This window comes from Streptomyces sp. DG2A-72, assembly GCF_030499575.1.
In the GTDB taxonomy this organism is placed as follows: domain Bacteria; phylum Actinomycetota; class Actinomycetes; order Streptomycetales; family Streptomycetaceae; genus Streptomyces.
In genome coordinates, this window is the sequence record NZ_JASTLC010000001.1 from 3,884,108 (window position 1) to 3,901,719 (window position 17,612).

14 protein-coding genes and 4 pseudogenes are annotated in these 17,612 nt (G+C 69.1%); 4 read left to right on the forward strand and 14 right to left on the reverse strand.

Going from position 1 to position 17,612, the window contains the following annotated elements:
• The 5 genes and pseudogenes from QQY66_RS18355 to QQY66_RS18375 all read right to left on the reverse strand — a co-directional run.
• Nucleotides 1-708: pseudogene (locus QQY66_RS18355) on the reverse strand (carbohydrate ABC transporter permease); the annotation flags it as partial.
• Nucleotides 706-928: pseudogene (locus QQY66_RS18360) on the reverse strand (sugar ABC transporter permease); the annotation flags it as partial. The pseudogenes QQY66_RS18360 and QQY66_RS18355, both read right to left, overlap by 3 nt.
• Nucleotides 927-1,112: pseudogene (locus QQY66_RS18365) on the reverse strand (ABC transporter substrate-binding protein); the annotation flags it as partial. The pseudogenes QQY66_RS18365 and QQY66_RS18360, both read right to left, overlap by 2 nt.
• Nucleotides 1,113-1,218: 106 nt before the next feature.
• Nucleotides 1,219-1,521 carry a DUF3039 domain-containing protein gene (locus QQY66_RS18370; RefSeq protein ID WP_210580022.1) on the reverse strand — a complete coding sequence of 101 codons (303 nt, stop codon included), beginning with the start codon at nucleotides 1,519-1,521 and terminating at the stop codon, nucleotides 1,219-1,221.
• Between the two features lie 29 nt (nucleotides 1,522-1,550).
• Nucleotides 1,551-2,123 carry a YqgE/AlgH family protein gene (locus QQY66_RS18375; RefSeq protein WP_301981438.1) on the reverse strand — a complete coding sequence of 191 codons (573 nt, stop codon included), beginning with the start codon at nucleotides 2,121-2,123 and terminating at the stop codon, nucleotides 1,551-1,553.
• Between the two features lie 250 nt (nucleotides 2,124-2,373).
• Here QQY66_RS18375 and murA point away from each other — a divergent pair, with 250 nt between their 5' ends.
• On the forward strand, nucleotides 2,374-3,714 hold the full coding sequence (gene murA / locus QQY66_RS18380) for a UDP-N-acetylglucosamine 1-carboxyvinyltransferase (RefSeq protein WP_301981439.1): 1,341 nt from the start codon (nucleotides 2,374-2,376) through the stop codon (nucleotides 3,712-3,714).
• 361 nt (nucleotides 3,715-4,075) lie between these two features.
• On the opposite strand, the gene QQY66_RS18385 is transcribed toward murA, so the two are convergent.
• The 6 genes from QQY66_RS18385 to QQY66_RS18410 all read right to left on the reverse strand — a co-directional run bounded on the left by QQY66_RS18385 (nucleotide 4,076) and on the right by QQY66_RS18410 (nucleotide 11,213).
• Complete coding sequence (locus QQY66_RS18385) at nucleotides 4,076-4,357, reverse strand: HU family DNA-binding protein (protein WP_054220032.1); 282 nt, start codon at nucleotides 4,355-4,357, stop codon at nucleotides 4,076-4,078.
• 337 nt (nucleotides 4,358-4,694) lie between these two features.
• The gene (locus tag QQY66_RS18390; protein ID WP_301981440.1) at nucleotides 4,695-6,113 is read right to left on the reverse strand and encodes an NAD-dependent malic enzyme; all 1,419 of its coding nucleotides are present in this window, start codon (nucleotides 6,111-6,113) and stop codon (nucleotides 4,695-4,697) included.
• A gap of 302 nt (nucleotides 6,114-6,415) precedes the next feature.
• Complete coding sequence (locus tag QQY66_RS18395; RefSeq protein ID WP_301981441.1) at nucleotides 6,416-8,884, reverse strand: UvrD-helicase domain-containing protein; 2,469 nt, start codon at nucleotides 8,882-8,884, stop codon at nucleotides 6,416-6,418.
• A gap of 60 nt (nucleotides 8,885-8,944) precedes the next feature.
• Nucleotides 8,945-9,772 carry an anti-sigma factor gene (locus QQY66_RS18400; protein WP_301981442.1) on the reverse strand — a complete coding sequence of 276 codons (828 nt, stop codon included), beginning with the start codon at nucleotides 9,770-9,772 and terminating at the stop codon, nucleotides 8,945-8,947.
• On the reverse strand, nucleotides 9,772-10,293 hold the full coding sequence (locus tag QQY66_RS18405) for a sigma-70 family RNA polymerase sigma factor (protein WP_010039908.1): 522 nt from the start codon (nucleotides 10,291-10,293) through the stop codon (nucleotides 9,772-9,774). The genes QQY66_RS18400 and QQY66_RS18405 overlap by 1 nt, the downstream gene beginning before the upstream one ends.
• Nucleotides 10,294-10,610: 317 nt before the next feature.
• On the reverse strand, nucleotides 10,611-11,213 hold the full coding sequence (locus QQY66_RS18410; protein ID WP_301981443.1) for a CGNR zinc finger domain-containing protein: 603 nt from the start codon (nucleotides 11,211-11,213) through the stop codon (nucleotides 10,611-10,613).
• 256 nt (nucleotides 11,214-11,469) lie between these two features.
• Between QQY66_RS18410 and QQY66_RS18415 the strand changes: the two genes are divergently transcribed.
• Nucleotides 11,470-12,000, forward strand: coding sequence for a DUF1772 domain-containing protein (locus tag QQY66_RS18415; RefSeq protein WP_301981444.1), 531 nt, complete (start codon nucleotides 11,470-11,472; stop codon nucleotides 11,998-12,000).
• Here QQY66_RS18415 and QQY66_RS18420 read toward each other — a convergent pair.
• The 3 genes from QQY66_RS18420 to QQY66_RS18430 all read right to left on the reverse strand — a co-directional run bounded on the left by QQY66_RS18420 (nucleotide 11,949) and on the right by QQY66_RS18430 (nucleotide 15,954).
• Nucleotides 11,949-13,100 (reverse strand): uroporphyrinogen-III synthase, encoded by a 1,152-nt coding sequence (locus QQY66_RS18420; protein WP_301981445.1) that lies wholly within the window; start codon nucleotides 13,098-13,100, stop codon nucleotides 11,949-11,951. The two genes, QQY66_RS18415 and QQY66_RS18420, sit on opposite strands and share 52 nt — an antisense overlap.
• Nucleotides 13,101-13,305: 205 nt before the next feature.
• Nucleotides 13,306-14,688, reverse strand: a complete 1,383-nt coding sequence (locus QQY66_RS18425; RefSeq protein WP_301981446.1) for a NarK/NasA family nitrate transporter — start codon at nucleotides 14,686-14,688, stop codon at nucleotides 13,306-13,308.
• A 324-nt stretch (nucleotides 14,689-15,012) separates the two neighbouring features.
• The gene (locus tag QQY66_RS18430) at nucleotides 15,013-15,954 is read right to left on the reverse strand and encodes an AraC family transcriptional regulator (RefSeq protein WP_301981447.1); all 942 of its coding nucleotides are present in this window, start codon (nucleotides 15,952-15,954) and stop codon (nucleotides 15,013-15,015) included.
• A gap of 97 nt (nucleotides 15,955-16,051) precedes the next feature.
• Here QQY66_RS18430 and QQY66_RS18435 point away from each other — a divergent pair, with 97 nt between their 5' ends.
• The gene (locus tag QQY66_RS18435; RefSeq protein WP_301981448.1) at nucleotides 16,052-17,050 is read left to right on the forward strand and encodes a zinc-dependent alcohol dehydrogenase family protein; all 999 of its coding nucleotides are present in this window, start codon (nucleotides 16,052-16,054) and stop codon (nucleotides 17,048-17,050) included.
• A gap of 215 nt (nucleotides 17,051-17,265) precedes the next feature.
• Nucleotides 17,266-17,592, forward strand: a pseudogene (locus QQY66_RS18440) (DUF6879 family protein); the annotation flags it as partial.
• Nucleotides 17,593-17,612 lie beyond the last annotated feature (20 nt).

The window sequence follows — 17,612 nt, forward strand, 5'->3', positions numbered from 1 at the left end:
TCAGTCCTTTACCGCTCCGCCCAGCCCCGACACCAGCCGTCGCTGCACGAGCACGAAGAAGATCAGCACCGGAGTCGTCATCACCGTGGACGCCGCCATCACACCACCCCGGTCCGGCTCGTCCGGCTTGTAGAAGACCAGCAGGGCCATCGGCAGGGTCGGCTGGGAGGTGTCGCTGATGATGAAGGACTTGGCGAACAGGAAGTCGTTCCAGGCCGAGATGAAGGAAAACACGCTGGTGGCCACCAACCCCGGGAAGACCAGCGGGAAAAGGATCTGCCACAGGAATCACGTCCGGCTCGCCCCGTCGATGTACGCGGCCTCCTCCAGCGCCTCCGGAACGGCTTTCACGAACCCCCGCAGCATCCAGATCGCGAAGGGCAGCGAGAAGGCGATGTGCGGCAGGAACAGCGGGATCGTCAGCGCCTCCACGGGCACCATCTGGGCCACCAGAAACATGATCAGCAGGGTGGTCCGGAAACGGAAGCGGAATCGTGTCACCGCGGTGGCGGCGAGAAACGCGATGAGCGCCGGGGCGACCACGACCGTGCAGGCCACCACAAGGCTGTTGACGAAGTAGCGGCCGAATTCCTGCTGCCCGAAGACTCGCCGGAAGGAATCCAGCGAGGGCGCCGGCGTCCACGGCCGCGGCTCGGTCGACTCGATCTCTCCGGCCGGTTTGAAGGCGCTGAGCACCAACCAGTGCAGCTCCTCCCCCTGTCTGCGCAACAACCCCAAGTACACGAGCGTGACCGCCAGCAGGATCAGCAGCATCACCACGCCGATCGCCGAGCCGAGGCTGTACTGCGAGGACGCAAAGGCCTTTTGATACGCGTACAGCGTTCAGCACGAGGTTCTGGCCTGCGATGCCGCCACCGTTCGTCATCACGTAGATCTGGGTGAAGACCTTGAAGTCCCAGATCACCGATGACGTCGGGAGCGGACTTGGGGTCGTTGAAGGCGGCCTTGACACGCTGGGCGCGGGTTTCGATCGGGATGTACTCGACCTCGACCTTCGCACCCTCATGCTCCTTCTCGAAGGCGTTGACGACGGAGTCGACGACCTTCTCCTTCGGCTGGTTGCCGACCTCCCGGAAGAGCCAGACCCGCAGCATACGCAATGAAGGTTTCGCTCTACGCAACGCATAGACAGCACAAAGGCCCCCAGGGCACGCAAAACGTGCTGGGGGCCTTACTTACCTACGACTGGCCGGAGAGCTACTTGTCGCCCTTGCCGCCCTTGCCCTTGTCGTCGCCGCCGGCGCCCATGGACTCGTAGATCTCCTTGCACATGGGACACACCGGGTACTTCTTCGGGTCGCGGCCCGGTACCCAGACCTTGCCGCACAGCGCCACGACGGGGGTGCCGTCGAGGGCGCTCGCCATGATCTTGTCCTTCTGGACGTAGTGGGCGAAGCGCTCGTGGTCACCGTCGCCGTGGGACACCTGCGGCGTCGGCTCTACGAGGGTCCCCGTACCAGTCCCGCGCTGCGGCTGGGTCTCAGGCTCAAGAGTGCTCATAGGCCCAAGGGTACTGAAGCTCACATGTCTCAGTTGAGCGAAGGGTCGTCCGGATAGGTGGCGACCATCGCGAGCTCGTTGCGCTGGCGGCGCAGGACCTCGCGCCAGAGTCTTTCCGGGGACGGGGAGGACACGTCGCCGGGCTCCGACTCCACGACGTACCAGGCGCCCTCCACCAGCTCGTCCTCCAGCTGGCCGGGGCCCCAGCCGGCGTAACCGGCGAAGATGCGCAGGGAGCCGAGGGCCGAGGCGAGCAGTTCCGGCGGGGCCTCCAGGTCCACGAGCCCGATCGCGCCGTGCACCCGGCGCCAGCCCAGCGGCACGTACCCGCCCGCGGGCTCGCCCGGGATGACGGCCACGCCGAGGGCCGAGTCCAGGGACACCGGGCCGCCCTGGAAGACGACACCGGGCTCCCCGGCGAGATCCGCCCAGCCCTCCAGGATGTCGCCCACGTCCACCGGGGTGGGGCGGTTGAGGACGACACCGAGCGAGCCCTCCTCGTCGTGGTCGAGAAGGAGCACCACCGCGCGGTCGAAGTTCGGGTCCGCCAGGGCGGGTGTTGCCACGAGCAACCGCCCTGTGAGCGAGGACACCTCGGTCATGCCAGACATGATCCCGCATCTTCCCTTCGCGCGGGGAGGCAATGCGGGTTCGGGAGTGAATGCAGCTCAGGGCTCAGCGGTGCGTCCCAGGCGCACGACTCGGCCAGTGACCCCATGTGCCCGTGTACGAACGGTTCGTGTTGTGACAGAGCTATGACGGAGCTGGGTGGTACTTGGACTTACGGAAGGGGGGTCGGCGGCGATTACTCTGTCTGTCCGGCCCTGCCCAACTCATCGGAACGCGAGATACATGACCGTCAACGACGATGTCCTGCTTGTCCACGGCGGAACTCCGCTGGAGGGCGAGATTCGTGTCCGCGGTGCGAAGAACCTCGTACCGAAGGCCATGGTCGCCGCCCTGCTGGGCAGCGCGCCGAGTCGACTGCGCAACGTTCCGGACATCCGTGACGTGCGTGTCGTACGCGGCCTGCTGCAACTGCACGGGGTGACGGTCCGTCCGGGTGAGGAGCCGGGCGAACTGGTCCTGGACCCGTCGCACGTGGAGAGCGCGAATGTCGCCGACATCGATGCCCACGCGGGTTCTTCGCGCATCCCCATCCTGTTCTGCGGTCCGCTGCTGCACCGCCTCGGGCATGCGTTCATCCCCGGCCTCGGCGGCTGCGACATCGGCGGCCGGCCCATCGACTTCCACTTCGAGGTGCTGCGGCAGTTCGGCGCGAAGATCGAGAAGCGGGCGGACGGGCAGTACCTGGAGGCTCCGCAGCGGCTGCGCGGTACCAAGATCCAGCTGCCGTACCCGTCTGTCGGCGCGACCGAGCAGGTGCTGCTGACGGCGGTGCTCGCGGAGGGCGTGACGGAACTCTCCAACGCCGCCGTGGAACCGGAGATCGAGGACCTGATCTGCGTCCTGCAGAAAATGGGCGCGATCATCGCGATGGACACCGACCGCACCATCCGCATCACCGGTGTGGACAAGCTCGGCGGCTACACCCACCGCGCCCTCCCGGACCGCCTGGAGGCCGCCTCCTGGGCGTCCGCGGCGCTGGCGACCGAGGGCAACATCTACGTCCGTGGCGCCCTGCAGCGCTCGATGATGACGTTCCTCAACACCTACCGGAAGGTGGGCGGGGCCTTCGAGATCGACGACGAGGGCATCCGCTTCTGGCATCCCGGCGGCCAGTTGAAGTCCATCGCGCTCGAAACGGACGTCCACCCCGGCTTCCAGACGGACTGGCAGCAGCCGCTCGTCGTGGCGCTGACGCAGGCGACGGGCCTCTCGATCATCCACGAGACGGTCTACGAGTCCCGCCTGGGCTTCACCTCCGCGCTCAACCAGATGGGCGCCCACATCCAGCTCTACCGCGAGTGCCTCGGCGGCTCGAACTGCCGCTTCGGCCAGCGCAACTTCCTCCACTCTGCGGTCGTCAGCGGCCCCACCAAGCTCCAGGGCGCCGACCTGGTCATCCCCGACCTCCGCGGCGGCTTCTCGTACCTCATCGCGGCGCTGGCGGCCCAGGGCACGTCCCGCGTCCACGGCATCGACCTCATCAACCGCGGCTACGAGAACTTCATGGAGAAGCTGATCGAGCTCGGCGCGAAGGTGGAACTGCCGGGCAAGGCGCTCGGATAACCGCGGCTCTTGGCTCCGGCCCGGGGCAGCGCCGCTCTCGGCTGGGGGTCCGGGGGTTAGCCCCCGGATAGACACAGCATGGAGAAGCTGATCGAGCTCGGCGCGAAGGTGGAACTGCTCGGCAAGGCGCTCGGCTAAGCGGCCTTGGTGAAGTCGACTGCGGTTCGGCAGCGCCCCGAAGGGGCGCGGGGAACTGCGCGACCGGCCACAACGGGCCCGCGGACGATCGACGGACTATCGCGGCACTGCCCGCGGAGCGCTTAGCAGTCGTTCGTACGACGATGGGGCGGCCCCTGGTGAAGGGGCCGCCCCATTGGCGTTACTCAGGCGCCGTACACCGTCCCGTGGTGCACAGGCAAGGTCACTGGCCCTTGGCCGCTTCCTTGAGCTTGGAGCCCGCGGAGACCTTCACGCTGTAGCCGGCCGGGATCTGGATGGGGTCGCCGGTCTGCGGGTTGCGCGCGGTGCGAGCGGCACGGTGGGTGCGCTCGAAGGTCAGGAAGCCGGGGATGGTGACCTTCTCGTCGCCCTTGGCGACGATCTCGCCGACGGTCTCGGCGAACGCGGCCAGAACGGCGTCGGCGTCCTTGCGGGTCACCTCGGCGCGGTCGGCCAGCGCGGCCACCAGCTCACTGCGGTTCATGTTGTTACTCCCGTGTTCTTCTTGCCGTATGAGGCGTGCCACGCGGCGGAGCCGCATATCGGGCACTGCGAAGTCGATGCTGCCAGGGCCCTCGGACATTCCCCGGACCCGGGTCCGCCATCGGACCCTCGCGCCCAGGGAGGCATCCTGCCCCTACCTGCGGCGGGAAAGCCAATCCGGCACCCGTAGGAGTCGTGAGAACACCCTTGGGAGTCACACGAAAAGAGGGCTGAGCCTGGCCGCAACGATAAACGGCGGCCAAAGGCCCTGCGTTCCGCGACGCGCCGGGTTAAGGCCCGTCGTGGCGATCCTCACAGCAGGCCACACACCGACGAGCCTACGACGCCGTCGCGCCCGCCGCCTTGGCGGCCTCCCGCACCGCGCCCGCCACCGCACCCGCGACCTTGTCGTTGAAGACGCTGGGCACGATGTAGTTCGGGTTGAGCTCGTCCTCGGTCACCACGTCCGCCAGGGCCTTCGCCGCCGCGAGCATCATGTCGGTGTTGACCGTGCGGGACTGGGCGTCGAGGAGGCCGCGGAAGACGCCCGGGAAGACCAGCACGTTGTTGATCTGGTTCGGGAAGTCGGAGCGGCCGGTGGCCACAACAGCCGCCGTCTGACGGGCGATTGCCGGGTCGACCTCGGGGTCGGGGTTCGCGAGCGCGAACACGATGGCACCGTCGGCCATGGCGGCCACGTCGTCGGCGTCGAGGACGTTCGGGGCGGAGACGCCGATGAAGACGTCGGCGCCGCGCACGGCCTCCTTGAGGGTGCCGGTGATGCCCTCGGGGTTGGTGTTGTCGGCGATCCAGCGCAGCGGCGAGTCGGGGGCGGCGGCCATCAGGTCCTCGCGTCCGGCGTGCACGACACCGTGGATGTCGGCGACGACGGCGTGCTTCACGCCCGCGGCGATGAGCAGCTTCAGGATCGCCGTACCGGCCGCGCCGGCGCCCGACATGACGACCCGTACGTTCTCAACTCCCTTGTCCACCACGCGAAGTGCGTTGGTGAGCGCGGCCAGCACGACGATCGCGGTGCCGTGCTGGTCGTCGTGGAAGACGGGGATGTCGAGGGCCTCGCGCAGCCGTGCCTCGATCTCGAAGCAGCGGGGTGCGGAGATGTCCTCGAGGTTGATGCCGGCGAACCCGGGGGCGATCGCCTTGACGATCTCGACGATCGCGTCGGTGTCCTGGGTGTCCAGGCAGATCGGCCAGGCGTCGATGTCGGCGAAGCGCTTGAAGAGGGCCGCCTTGCCTTCCATGACCGGCATGGCGGCCATCGGGCCGATGTTGCCGAGGCCGAGGACCGCAGAGCCGTCCGTCACGACCGCAACCGTGTTGCGCTTGATGGTCAGGCGCCGGGCGTCCTCGGGGTTCTCGGCGATCGCCATGCAGACGCGGGCCACACCCGGCGTGTAGACCATGGAGAGGTCGTCACGGTTGCGGATGGGGTGCTTGGACTGCATCTCGATCTTGCCGCCGAGGTGCATGAGGAACGTACGGTCGGAGACCTTGCCGAGGGTGACGCCCTCGATGCCGCGCAGCTGCTCGACGATCTCGTCGGCGTGTGTCGTGGAGGTCGCCGCGATGGTGACGTCGATGCGGAGCTTCTCATGGCCGGAAGCCGTCACGTCGAGGCCGGTCACCGAGCCTCCGTGGGACTCGACGGCCGTGGTGAGCTGGGAGACCGCGGTACCGCTCGCGGGCACCTCCAGCCGGACCGTCATCGAGTAGGAGACGCTGGGCGCCGTTGCCATGGCCGACTTCCTCTGCTTTCACCGTGTGACGCTGGATGCCGTCCGATCGTCGCACCTACTGCCGGGTAGCTGGTAGCCGCCCCGGATTGCGGACTTTTTGTTCACAGCGAAAGAGGCTCACGTCACAGGGTGACGTGAGCCTCTCGCATGTTCAGTGACACCGACCCGCCATGCTCGCCTCGCGGCAAGTGGTCGCTCGTAGCGACGAAGGTTGGGCCCGGGGGCTTGGATCGGGCCGGTGCCACACCCAGGCTAACAAACAGATCCCGTAAGCCCATTCCCGTCGCTGGAGTCCATCTGGATCAATCCCGGAGAAGGTCCGGGACCCCGGTCGAGTCCGGCTCGTCCCGCTCCCCCGACACCACCGTCAGCTGCTGGGTGGCCCGGGTCAGTGCGACGTACAGCACACGCAGGCCCGCCGGGCTCTCGTCGGCGATCTCCGCGGGCGAGACGACCACTGTCGCGTCGTACTCCAGGCCCTTCGCCTCCAGGCTGCCGAGCGCCACGACCCGGTCGCCGAGGCCGGTGAGCCAGCGGCGGGCCTCCTCGCGCCGGTTCATGGCGACGACGACGCCGACCGTGCCGTCGACGCGGTCGAGCAGCCGGGCGGCCTCCTCTCGGACGGTCCGGCCGAGGGAGTCGCGGACAGCGGTGAAGCGTGGCTCGACGCCGGTGGAGCGGACCGCCTTCGGTGACTCGGAGCCGGGCATGGCCAGTGCCAGTACCTTCGCCGCCAGCTCGGCGATCTCGGCCGGGTTGCGGTAGTTCACGGTGAGCTGGAAGCGGCGGCGCGGGCGGGTGCCTAGTGCCTCGTCGCGGGCCTGGGCGGCCTCGTCGGGGTCGGACCAGGAGGACTGGGCGGGGTCGCCTACGACCGTCCAGGTGGCGTGCCGGCCGCGGCGGCCGACCATGCGCCACTGCATGGGCGTGAGGTCCTGGGCCTCGTCGACGATGACGTGCGCGTACTCGACACGCTCCTGCGCCAGCCGCTCGGCCCGCTCGCGCTGCGACTCCTCGCGTACGGGCATCAGCTCGTCGAGCCCGGTGAGCTGGTCGAGCGGGTCCAGCTCGCGCTTCTTGCGGGGGCGGGCGGGGGTGCCGAGGATCGCCTGGAGCTCGTCGAGCATGGCGATGTCGTGCACGCTGTGGCCGTCCCGCTTGAGCGAGCGGGCCACCTTGCGGATCTCCCCGGGGTTGAGGATCCGCCGGGCCCAGCGGCCCAGGCGGCGTTCGTCGGCCATGGCGGCCAGGACGTGCTTCGGTGTGAGCTCCGGCCACCAGGCGTCGAGGAAGGCGATGAAGGCGTCCTCGGACGTGATGTCCTCGTCGAACGACGACCGCAGCTCGGCGGCCAGCTCGGGGTCGGTGTGCCGGGCCGCGGCGCCCGACTGCTCCCACAGCGCGTCGAGCAGCAGCTTGCGGGCGCGCGGGCGCAGCAGGTTCACGGGGGCCGTGCCGCTGAGGGCGGCGTGGCGGATACGTTCCAGCTCCGCCGCCTCCAGCTCGAGCCGGCGCCCGAATGCGACCACGCGCAGCCGGGCGGGCGGAGCGGCGGGTGCCCCGTTCTGTACGGGCGTGGCGTCGTCGCTCCGATCGCTCTCCTCGCCGAAGGCGAGCTGACCGGAGGCGAGCTGGCCGGAGGCCGGTCGGCCGGAGACAGCAGGCCTCCCCGCCGCGGCACCCGCGTCGATCACGGCCCCCCGCCCGAACTCCAGCGCCCCCCGCGCCGCCTTCCGCAGCACCTTCAGCATGCGGTACGAGCCCTTGGCGCGGGCCACCGACGGGGAGTCGTACAGCGTGGCCTCGGTGCCGTCGACGAGGGAGCCGATGGCGCGAATGGCGACCTGGCCCTCCTCGCCGAGGGAGGGGAGGACGCCCTCGGTGTACGCGACCAGCAGCGGGGTCGGCGAGACGATGAGGATGCCGCCCGCGTACCGGCGCCGGTCCTGGTACAGCAGATACGCCGCCCGGTGCAGCGCCACCGCGGTCTTGCCGGTGCCGGGGCCGCCCTCGACGTACGTCACGGAGGCGGCGGGGGCGCGGATGACCAGGTCCTGCTCGGCCTGGATGGAGGCGACGATGTCGCGCATGGTGTGGCTGCGGGCCTGTCCGAGCGCGGCCATCAGGGCGCCGTCACCGATCACCGGGAGCGCATGGCCGTCCAGCGTGGCCTTCAGCTCGGGGCGCATCAGGTCGTCCTCGACGCCGAGGACACGGCGGCCCTTGGAGCGGATCACCCGGCGGCGTACCACCCGTCCCGGATCGACCGGGGTGGACCGGTAGAAGGGTGCGGCGGCGGGTGCGCGCCAGTCGATGACCAGCGGTGCGTAGTCCTGGTCGAGGACTCCGATCCGGCCGATGTGCAGGGTCTCGGCGATGTCGGCCGTGCCGTCGTCGCGCACGGCGCCGTCGGCGGGCTCGACCGCGGTGTACGCGCCGTCGGGTCCCTTCTTGCCGTCCTTGCCGAGCAGCAGGTCGATACGGCCGAAGAGGAAGTCCTCGAACTCGTTGTTCAGGCGGCTGAGGTGGATGCCCGCCCGGAAGACCTGCGCATCACGCTCGGCGAGTGCGCCGGGCGTGCCGACCTGGCCGCGCTTGGCGGCGTCGTTCATGAGGAACTCTGCCTCGTGGATCTTCTCCTCGAGCCGCTGGTACACCCGGTCCAGGTGTTCCTGTTCGACGCCGATCTCCCGGTCGCGCACGGAGTCGTCGCGTACGGAGTCCTGGGCGGAGGAGTCGAGCGCGGTTTCCTGTTGAGCCTGAGCGGCCACCGGGCCCCCTTCTGACGTGCTGGGCAGCCGTCAAAGGTACGCGAAGGGGGCCCCGGAAAGCTATGCGTCTACCTCGACAAGCCGCTTCCCTTCGAAGGTCATGACCTCGAAGTGGTCGATCTCGTTCGGTGTGAAGGCGGCGCCGCCGTGGACGTAGAGCGGGTTCCTGGCCTGCTCGGTCTTGGCGTTCTCGATGCCGTAGCCCCAGTTCGGGACGGACCAGGAGGTGATCGTCTCGCGTTCGCCGTTCTTGCCGACGGCGATGAGAGAGCACTTCAGAGGGCCTTTGACGTTCTTGAGCTCAAGGACGGCGTGGGTGCCCCAGGCCTTCGGCTCCAGGGCGACGCTGGCGCTGACCTTGGTGGTCGGGTCGGTCGCCGAGATCTTGTCGGACATGTGGTCGAAGGCTTCCTTGGCGGGGCTGGCCGAAAGCGTCTCGTTGCCGCCGCCCGTGCCCTCGTCGCCGGCCGTCGTCGCCACCGCCGCGACCGGACCGCCGACGATCAGCGCCGCCGCGGCCGCCACCATGTAGAAGGAACGGCGACGGGTCATGGCGCGTCGCTCGGCGACTTCGTTGACCAGCTTCTCCGCGAGCCGCGGGGAGGGCTTGGCGGACAGCGACTCGCCGATGGCGGGCGTACCGGTGCCGGGCAGGTCCGCGAGGGCGGCCAGCATCGGCTCCATCCCGGCGAGTTCGTCGAGCTGCTGGGCGCACCACTCGCAGCCGGCGAGATGTGCCTCGAAAGCGGTTGCCTCGGCGTCGTCGAGAATCCCGAGAGCGTAGGCGCCGACGGTCTCGTGCTCGTTCGGGCCCGGAGATCCCTGCATAGGGCCAGACATACCCGGACCACCCGAGCCGAATCCCTGATGTCCCCCGTACACACTCATCACGCCGTCACCCCCCGCTCCTCCAGTGCCAGCTTCATCGATCGCAGGGCATAGAACACCCGTGAGCGCACTGTGCCACTCGGTATGCCGAGCGTCTCGGCCGCCTCATTGACCGTACGCCCCTTGAAGTAAGTCTCTACGAGCACCTCCCGATGGGCGGGGGTCAGGTCGTCGAGCGCGTCCGACAGCGTCATCAACCACAGCGCCTTGTCGATCTCGTCCTCCGCGGGGATGACCTCCAGCGGCGACGGATCGACCTCCTGCGGCCGGGCCTGCCGGCTGCGGTGGCCGTCGATGACGATGCGGCGTGCGACCGTCACCAGCCAGGGGCGTACAGATCCGGTCGCTCGATTGAGCTGACCGGCGTTCTTCCAGGCACGGATGAGTGTCTCCTGCACGACGTCCTCGGCGCGCTGCCGGTCTCCGGCGACCAGCCGAAGGACATAAGCGAGCAGAGGTCCGGCGTGCTCTCGGTACAGCGCACGCATCAGCTCCTCATCTGGTTCCGAGGGCTGGGACATGCGATGTCGGGCCCTCGATGCACGTTCATTGGCCACGACGGAATCCTTGCGCACGCCCACCTCCGATGTCCGGGGGTTCCCCCAGTCGCTCGCTCGACAACCGGTACGGAAGCCAACAGCGGTGTGTTCAAAGTGACGTGACATTTTTCTTATGGGTGACGTGACGAGGGGGACATGGCCGCACATTCCCCCCGCCTTGTCTTTACATTTCCGCCACACTGGCGAGATCGATACCCTTGCCAGGGGCATGCGGCAGGGTCACGGAGTGTTGTCGAAATCACTTCGACAGCCGTTTCGCATACGGGACTTATCGGGCGCTAGGCGCGGGCGAGTGCCGCGCGGCGGCGGTGCCGGGCCACCCGTTCGCGGTTTCCGCAGACCTCGCTGGAGCACCAGCGCCTCCTGCGACCCCGGGAGGAGTCGACGTACACAATGGGGCAGTTGTCCCCTTCGCACTGTCTGAGACTTGCTCGCGCGACGGGGTCGGTGAGCAGTTCGACGGTGTCCCGGGCGATCGCGCCGAGCAGCGCGGGGTACTCCGGCGGGTCCAACTCCCGCACCAGCGTGCCGTCTTCGCGACGCAGGGCGCGTGGGGCCGGGGGTGCGGTGCGGGCGAGTTCGTTGACGCGGGCGAGCGAGCGGTCGTACGGCGGTGTCGTGGGCGACAGCCTGCCGTGCACCAACCGGCCGATGTGGCCGCGCAGTTCACGGAAGCCCACCAGCCAGGAGGCGTCGGCGTGGGTGAGCGGGGTGCCCGGCGGGACGAGCCCCGAGCCGGTGATCCAGGCGTGCAGCACCTCGACGGAGTCGAGCTTTTCGCCGGGGTGCGTGGTCGCGAGGAGATCCAGGCAGATCCGCCCGGCGTCGAAGCGCAGGTCGTACGCGGACGAGGACGCGCCCGAGACCGTACCCAATGCCATGTGCCTGTCACCCGCCTAAGCGCTTCGCTGGATGCGCCGTGATGTGCTGTGCCGTCGTTCGACTGCGGCGCCGTCGTGGCTGGTCGCGCAGTTCCCCGCGCCCCTTTGGGGCGCGTCCAGAGAACCGTTCCCTCTAACAGTGCCTTCCCGCCTGCTCAGGCCGGAACCCCTCGTACCGGCCCGGCGTGGACGTTTGCGCATGCCGACGCGCGTCTGGGCCATGTTCCGTCCACGGCGCGGGCCGTTGACTGAGGGCATGACGCAGAACAGCACTGGCACTGGATTCGTACTGGGTGCGGCCACGGTCGCGATGGGGCTGATCGCCGGGTCGTTCTATGTCTTCGCGTGCGGGGTGATGCCGGGCCTGGCCCGCAGCGACGACCGGGCGTACGTCGAGGTCATGCGGAACATCAACGACGCGATCCAGAACCCCGTGTTCTTCCTGAGCTTCATGGGGGCGCTGCTGCTCGCGGCGGTGTCGGCGTGGCAACTACGCGGGGCGCCCTGCCGGAAGTGGGTGTGGGCGGGCCTCGCGGCGTACGCCCTCACCTTCCTCGTCACGGTCGTCGTGAACATCCCGCTGAACAACGACCTCGCCGAGACCGGCACATCGGCGTCGGCCGCGCGTGAGGAGTTCGAGGACATGTGGGTGGCCTGGAACGTCGTACGCGCGCTGCTGTCGACGCTCGCGCTGGCGTTCCTGGCCCGGGCGCTGGTGCTGTACGGCCGCGGCCGTCAGGCGTCGGCGTACTTGGCGTCGGCGGCCGGGTCGAGTGCGAGCCGGTAGCCGCGTTTGACGACGGTCTGGATGAGTTTGGGCGCCCCGAGTGCCGTACGCAGCCGGGCCATCGCGGTCTCGACGGCGTGCTCGTCGCGGCCGGCACCGGGCAGCGCACGCAGCAGTTCGGCCCGGGCGACGACCCAGCCGGGCCGCCGGGACAGGGCCCGCAGCAGGGACATTCCGGCGGGCGGTACGGGTTTCAGCTCACCGTCGACCAGGACCGCGTGGCCCCGGATCTCCACCCGGTGCCCGGCGATCGGCAGGGCCCGCGCCCGGGCCGGCAGTTCCTGGCAGAGCAGCTGGACGAGCGGGCCGAGCCGGAAGCGTTCCGGCGAGACCGTGTCCACGCCACGGGCCTGGAGCGGCAGCGCGGTGACCGGGCCGACACAGGCGGGCAGTACGTCGTGGTGCAGGGCGGCGAGCAGTTCGGGCAGCAGACCGCGCTCCTCGGCGCGGGACAGCAGGGACGCGGCGGCGGGCGCGCTGGTGAAGGTGAGCGCGTCCAGGCCGCGCGAGACGGCGGCGTCGAGCAGCCGGTCGACCGGCCCGATGTCCTCCGGCGGCATCCACCGGTAGACCGGCACACCGACGACCTCCGCGCCGGCGGCCCGCAGCGACTCGACGAATCCCGGCAGCGGCTCACCGTGCAGCTGTATGGCGATACGACGCCCCTCGACCCCTTCCTCCAGGAGCCGGTCGAGCACCTCCGCCATGGACTCGCTGGACGGCGACCAGTGCTCGGTCAGCCCGGCGGCCCGTATCGCGCCCTTGACCTTGGGTCCGCGCGCGAGCAGCTCCACCCCGCGCAGCCGGTCCAGCAGGTCCTCGCCGAGGCCCCACCCGTCGGCGGCCTCGACCCAGCCCCGGAAGCCGATCGCGGTCGTGGCGACCACGATGTCCGGCACCTGCTCGACGATGTCCTTGGTGGCGGCGAGCAGCTCCCCGTCGTCGGAGAGCGGCACGATCCGCAGGGCCGGGGCGTGCAGAACGGCGGCACCGCGCCGCTGGAGCAGCGCCCCGAGCTCATCGGCCCGGCGCGCGGCGGTGACACCCACAGTGAACCCGGCAAGGGGCCCGTGTTCCGGTCGCTGCTGTTCGTCGTCCATAAACTCTCGTCCCGCACTCGAGTCGTTGCACCGTATGACCCAGGTGAGGCCACGGGCCCTGCATGAGGCACTGCCTCACATCAGGCACTACCTCAGATCAGGCGCTACCTCACATGAGGCATTTCGGCTCTTCTGCCTGCATGCCGACCGAGCCTGTCAACGGTGCGTGACAGGCTCGGTTCGACTTGATGTCGCTGGTGTTACGTCACACCTCGGCGTAGCTGAGCTGCGGTTTCGCCTCCGATGCGGCGGCGGTGGCCGGAGCCTGCCCGGCCGGGCGGCGAAGGTATACGGCCCAGGTGACCACGAAGCAGACGCCGTAGAAGGCGAGGAAGGCGACGAAGGCGCCGGTGCCGGAGCCCACGCTCAGGAACGACTGCCGCAGAGCGAGGTTGATGCCCAGCCCGCCGAGCGCGCCCACCGCACCGATGAGACCCATCGAGGCACCGGACAGCCGGCGGCCGTAGGCGGCGGCCTCTTCACCCTCGAGCCCCATGGCGGTCGCCTTGGCCTGGAAGATGCCGGGGATCATCTTGTACGTCGACCCGTTGCCGAGGCCGCTCAGCACGAACAGCGCGATGAACGCCACAGTGAACAGCGGCAGCGACTTCTGCGTGGACGCGATCACGATGCAGCCGGTCGCCGCGGCCATGGCGACGAAGTTCCACAGTGTGATCTTCGCGCCGCCGAAGCGGTCGGCGAGCGCACCGCCCACGGGCCGGATCAGCGAGCCCAGCAGCGGGCCGATGAAGGTGACGTACGCGGCCTGCAACGGCGTACGCCCGAACTGCGTCTGAAGGACAAGGCCGAACGCGAAGCTGTAGCCGATGAACGAGCCGAACGTCCCGATGTAGAGGAACGACATGATCCAGGTGTGGGCGTCCTTCACGGACTCCTTGGTGGCACCGGTGTCGTTCTTCACGGACGAGATGTTGTCCATGTACATCGCGGCGAGGATCGCGGCGACGATGATGAACGGGATGTAGATCCCGAGCAGCACCCGCGGCCCGCCGCTCGCGCCGATGACCGCGAGGGCGACCAGCTGCACGACAGGGACACCGATGTTGCCGCCGCCGGCGTTGAGGCCGAGCGCCCACCCCTTCTTCCTCAGCGGGAAGAAGGCGTTGATGTTGGTCATGCTGGACGCGAAGTTCCCGCCACCGATGCCGGCGAGCATCGCGCACAGCAGGAAGGTGGTGAACGAGGTCCCCGGCTCCATCACGATGAAGGCGGCGATGGTGGGGAGCAGCAGCAGCGAGGCCGAGACGATGGTCCAGTTCCGGCCACCGAAGACCGCGACCGCGAAGGTGTAGGGGACCCGGACGATCGCGCCGACCAGCGTCGCCATCGACACGATGAAGAACTTGTCGGCCGGGGTGAGCCCGTACTCGGGCCCCATGAACAGCACCATCACGGACCACAGGGTCCAGATCGAGAACCCGATGTGCTCGGAGAGCACGGAGAAGATGAGGTTGCGGCGGGCCACCTTCTCTCCGGTCTCGTTCCAGAAGGTCTCGTCCTCGGGATCCCAGTGATCGATCCAGCGGCCTCCCCTGCTCTGGGCGGGGGCCTGGCTAGGGGCTGTCATGACGCCTCCACGGTGCTCCGGGGCTCGGGCGGTTCTTTGCGGTGCTGAGCGGTATGAGTCCCGAAGGTAGGGAGGGCGCGTTTCCTGTCTGTGGCGTCGGGTGACCGGAAAGGAACTTTGCTCTCACCCCGGCGGAGGGCGGGATGAGAGGTTGTACGGCGAAACGAACACGGACGGCCGTTACCGACAGGCTGCGCGGCCCGTCCTCTCCCCCAGTGGCGTGGCATCGCCACCCGCTACGAGAAGACCGACACCATCTGCCTGGCCGGACTCCACATCGCCGGCATCTTTCTGTGGTCTGTCCGATGACCCAAACGAAAGCCCCTAGCGGCCGGCGGCAACCGCGGGACGCTGACGGTACTTCCCCGGTGGGATGCCGTACTCGCGCTTGAACGCCTTGGCGAAGGCGAACTCCGAGGTGTAGCCCGCGCGTTCCGCCACGGCGCGCAGCGATGTGTCGCCCGAGCGAAGCAGTCGGCCCGCCGCCGTCATGCGCACCCAGGTCAGGTAGGCCAGGGGCGATCTGCCCACCAGGGCGGTGAAGCGGCGCGCGAATGCGGCCCTGGACAGGCCGACATGGGAGGCCAGCCCCTCCACCGTCCAGGGCAGGGCCGGGTCGGAGTGCATCGCCTGCAGTGCGGTGGTCACCGCGGGGTCCCGCAGGGCTGCCGCCCAGCCCGTCGCCTCCCGCCCCTCCGCGGATTTCCGCAGCCACCAGGTGCGCAGCAGGTACACCAGCAGCGTGTCCAGGAGGCCGGAGACGATCGCGTCGGATCCGGGGTGCGGATCCGCCAGTTCCGCGCCTAGCAGGTCGAGGGCGGACCGAAGGCCGTGGTGTGTCCCGACCCCGGACCGGATGTGGACGACTGGAGGCAGCTCCGAGAGCAGCGGGTGCGCCCGCGACCGGTTCAACTGGTAGGCACCGCAGAGCAGCACCGTGTCCGCGTCGTCCAGACCGGGTCCGGGATCCGCCAGCACCGGCCACGATCCGTCCGGCCCCAGCGCGAAATCCTCCAGGGGAGTGTCGGGATGGTCGGCCAGGGCGTGCCCGTAGCCGTGCGGCAGGAAGACCACGTCGCCGGACCCGAGGGGTACCGGAGCGGCTTCCCCTGGGCGCAGGAGACAGGCCGCGCCCTGGAGTACGACGTGGAATCCGGCGCCCTGCGAGGCGGGGAACCGCACGCCCCACGGAGCGGTCTGCGCCGTGCGGGAGGAGTGCGGTCGTCCCGTGCGCATGGCGGCGACGGCGTCGCTGAGCACATCCATGCTCGAACCGTACGGCATGCGATCCGCGAGACGATCGGACAGTAAGGGAAGACATTGCGACATGGATCGTCTCGCGGCCGATACATAGCGTCGTCTCATGACGACTTCCCTTCACACCAAGGCGGTTCTCTTCCACGAACTCGGCGGTCCCGAGGTGCTTCGCGTCGAGGACGTGCCGCTCGGCCCGCCTGGCCCCGGTGAGGTGCTGTTCCGCGTGGACGCGATCGGCCTCAATCGCGCCGACGCCCTGTTCCGCGCGGGCACCTACTACTACCCACCCACCCTGCCTGGCTCACGACTCGGCTACGAGGCCGCCGGGGTCGTCGAGGCGGTCGGCGAGGGCGTGACCGGCTTCGTGCCTGGCGACCCGGTGATGGCCGCGGCCAACTTCGACTTCGGAGTCCACGGCGTGTACGCCGAGCGGGTTGTGTTGCTGCAGGAATCGGTGGTGAATCGCCCCGCCGGCGCCGACGCCGTGACCTCGGCGGCGGCCTGGCTGACGTACACAACCGCATACGGCGGGCTGGTGGAGACCGCTGGGATGGCCCCCGGCGACCATGTGGTGATCACCGGCGCGTCGAGCGGTGTCGGCACAGCCGCGATGCAGACGGCCCTGCGGCACGGCGCGATCCCCATCGCCACCACGCGCGGCCCGCGGAAGCGGCAGCGGCTCTTGGAGCTCGGCGCGGCCCATGTGATCGCGACGGACTCCGAGGACCTGGTCGCAGAGGTCCGTCGGATCACCGAGGGCAAGGGCGCGGAGATCGTCTTCGACGCCATCGGCGGTCCCGGCTTCGCCGCACTCGGCGACGCCCTCGCACCCCGCGGCACGGCGGTGCTGTACGGCTGGCTCGACCCGCGTCCGGCACAATTGGGTCTGAACTGGCCCCAGACGGTGCACATGTACAACAACGGCACTCTCGTGGAGCATTCCGACCTCCGGCGGCGCGCCGCCGCATACATCGGCTCGGGACTGACCGACGGCACGCTGGCGCCCGTGATCGCCGAGACCTTCGATGGGCTGGATCACGTTGCCGACGCGCACCGGCTGATGGAGTCCAACGCGCACACCGGCAAGATCCTCGTAACCCTGTAGGGCACAGGCGGCGGCTGAACGGTGATCCGAACGAAACCGCCTAGGGGCGGGGGACAAGCAGCGGTCCCCTAGACCTGCCCGGCGAGGGGATGCCTTCACGGCTCGGCACGGCGGAACTCACGGTTCGTGGGTTACCCAGAGCAGTTCCGCCGGCCAGCGGTGTGCCCAGTCGGGTGGGTCGGTTTCGTTGTAGCGCGATCGTGTTCAGCCCGATGGGCGTTGAGGTACGCAGGGCCCGGATTGCGTCAGAGCCCGTGTCGGACTACATCCGATTCGAACACCACCTGACCGGTCCAAACGTAGAGGCGGGCGAGCAAGTGCGCTGGCTGGCTCGCCGTCGAGCTTCTGGGCTGGCCCTGCCCGGGAATGACTTCTGGCTGTTCGACGACAGCTCGGTGGTCTTCCACCACTTCGCCGGCGACTGCGAACTTGCTCCGGACGAGGAGTTCTCCGACGATCCGGCCGTCGTGAAGCTGTGCGCGGACGCGTTCGAGGCCGTCTGGGCCCTGGCGGTGCCGCACGCGGACTACAGGCTCGCCTGATCCACACTCGCGGACCGCTT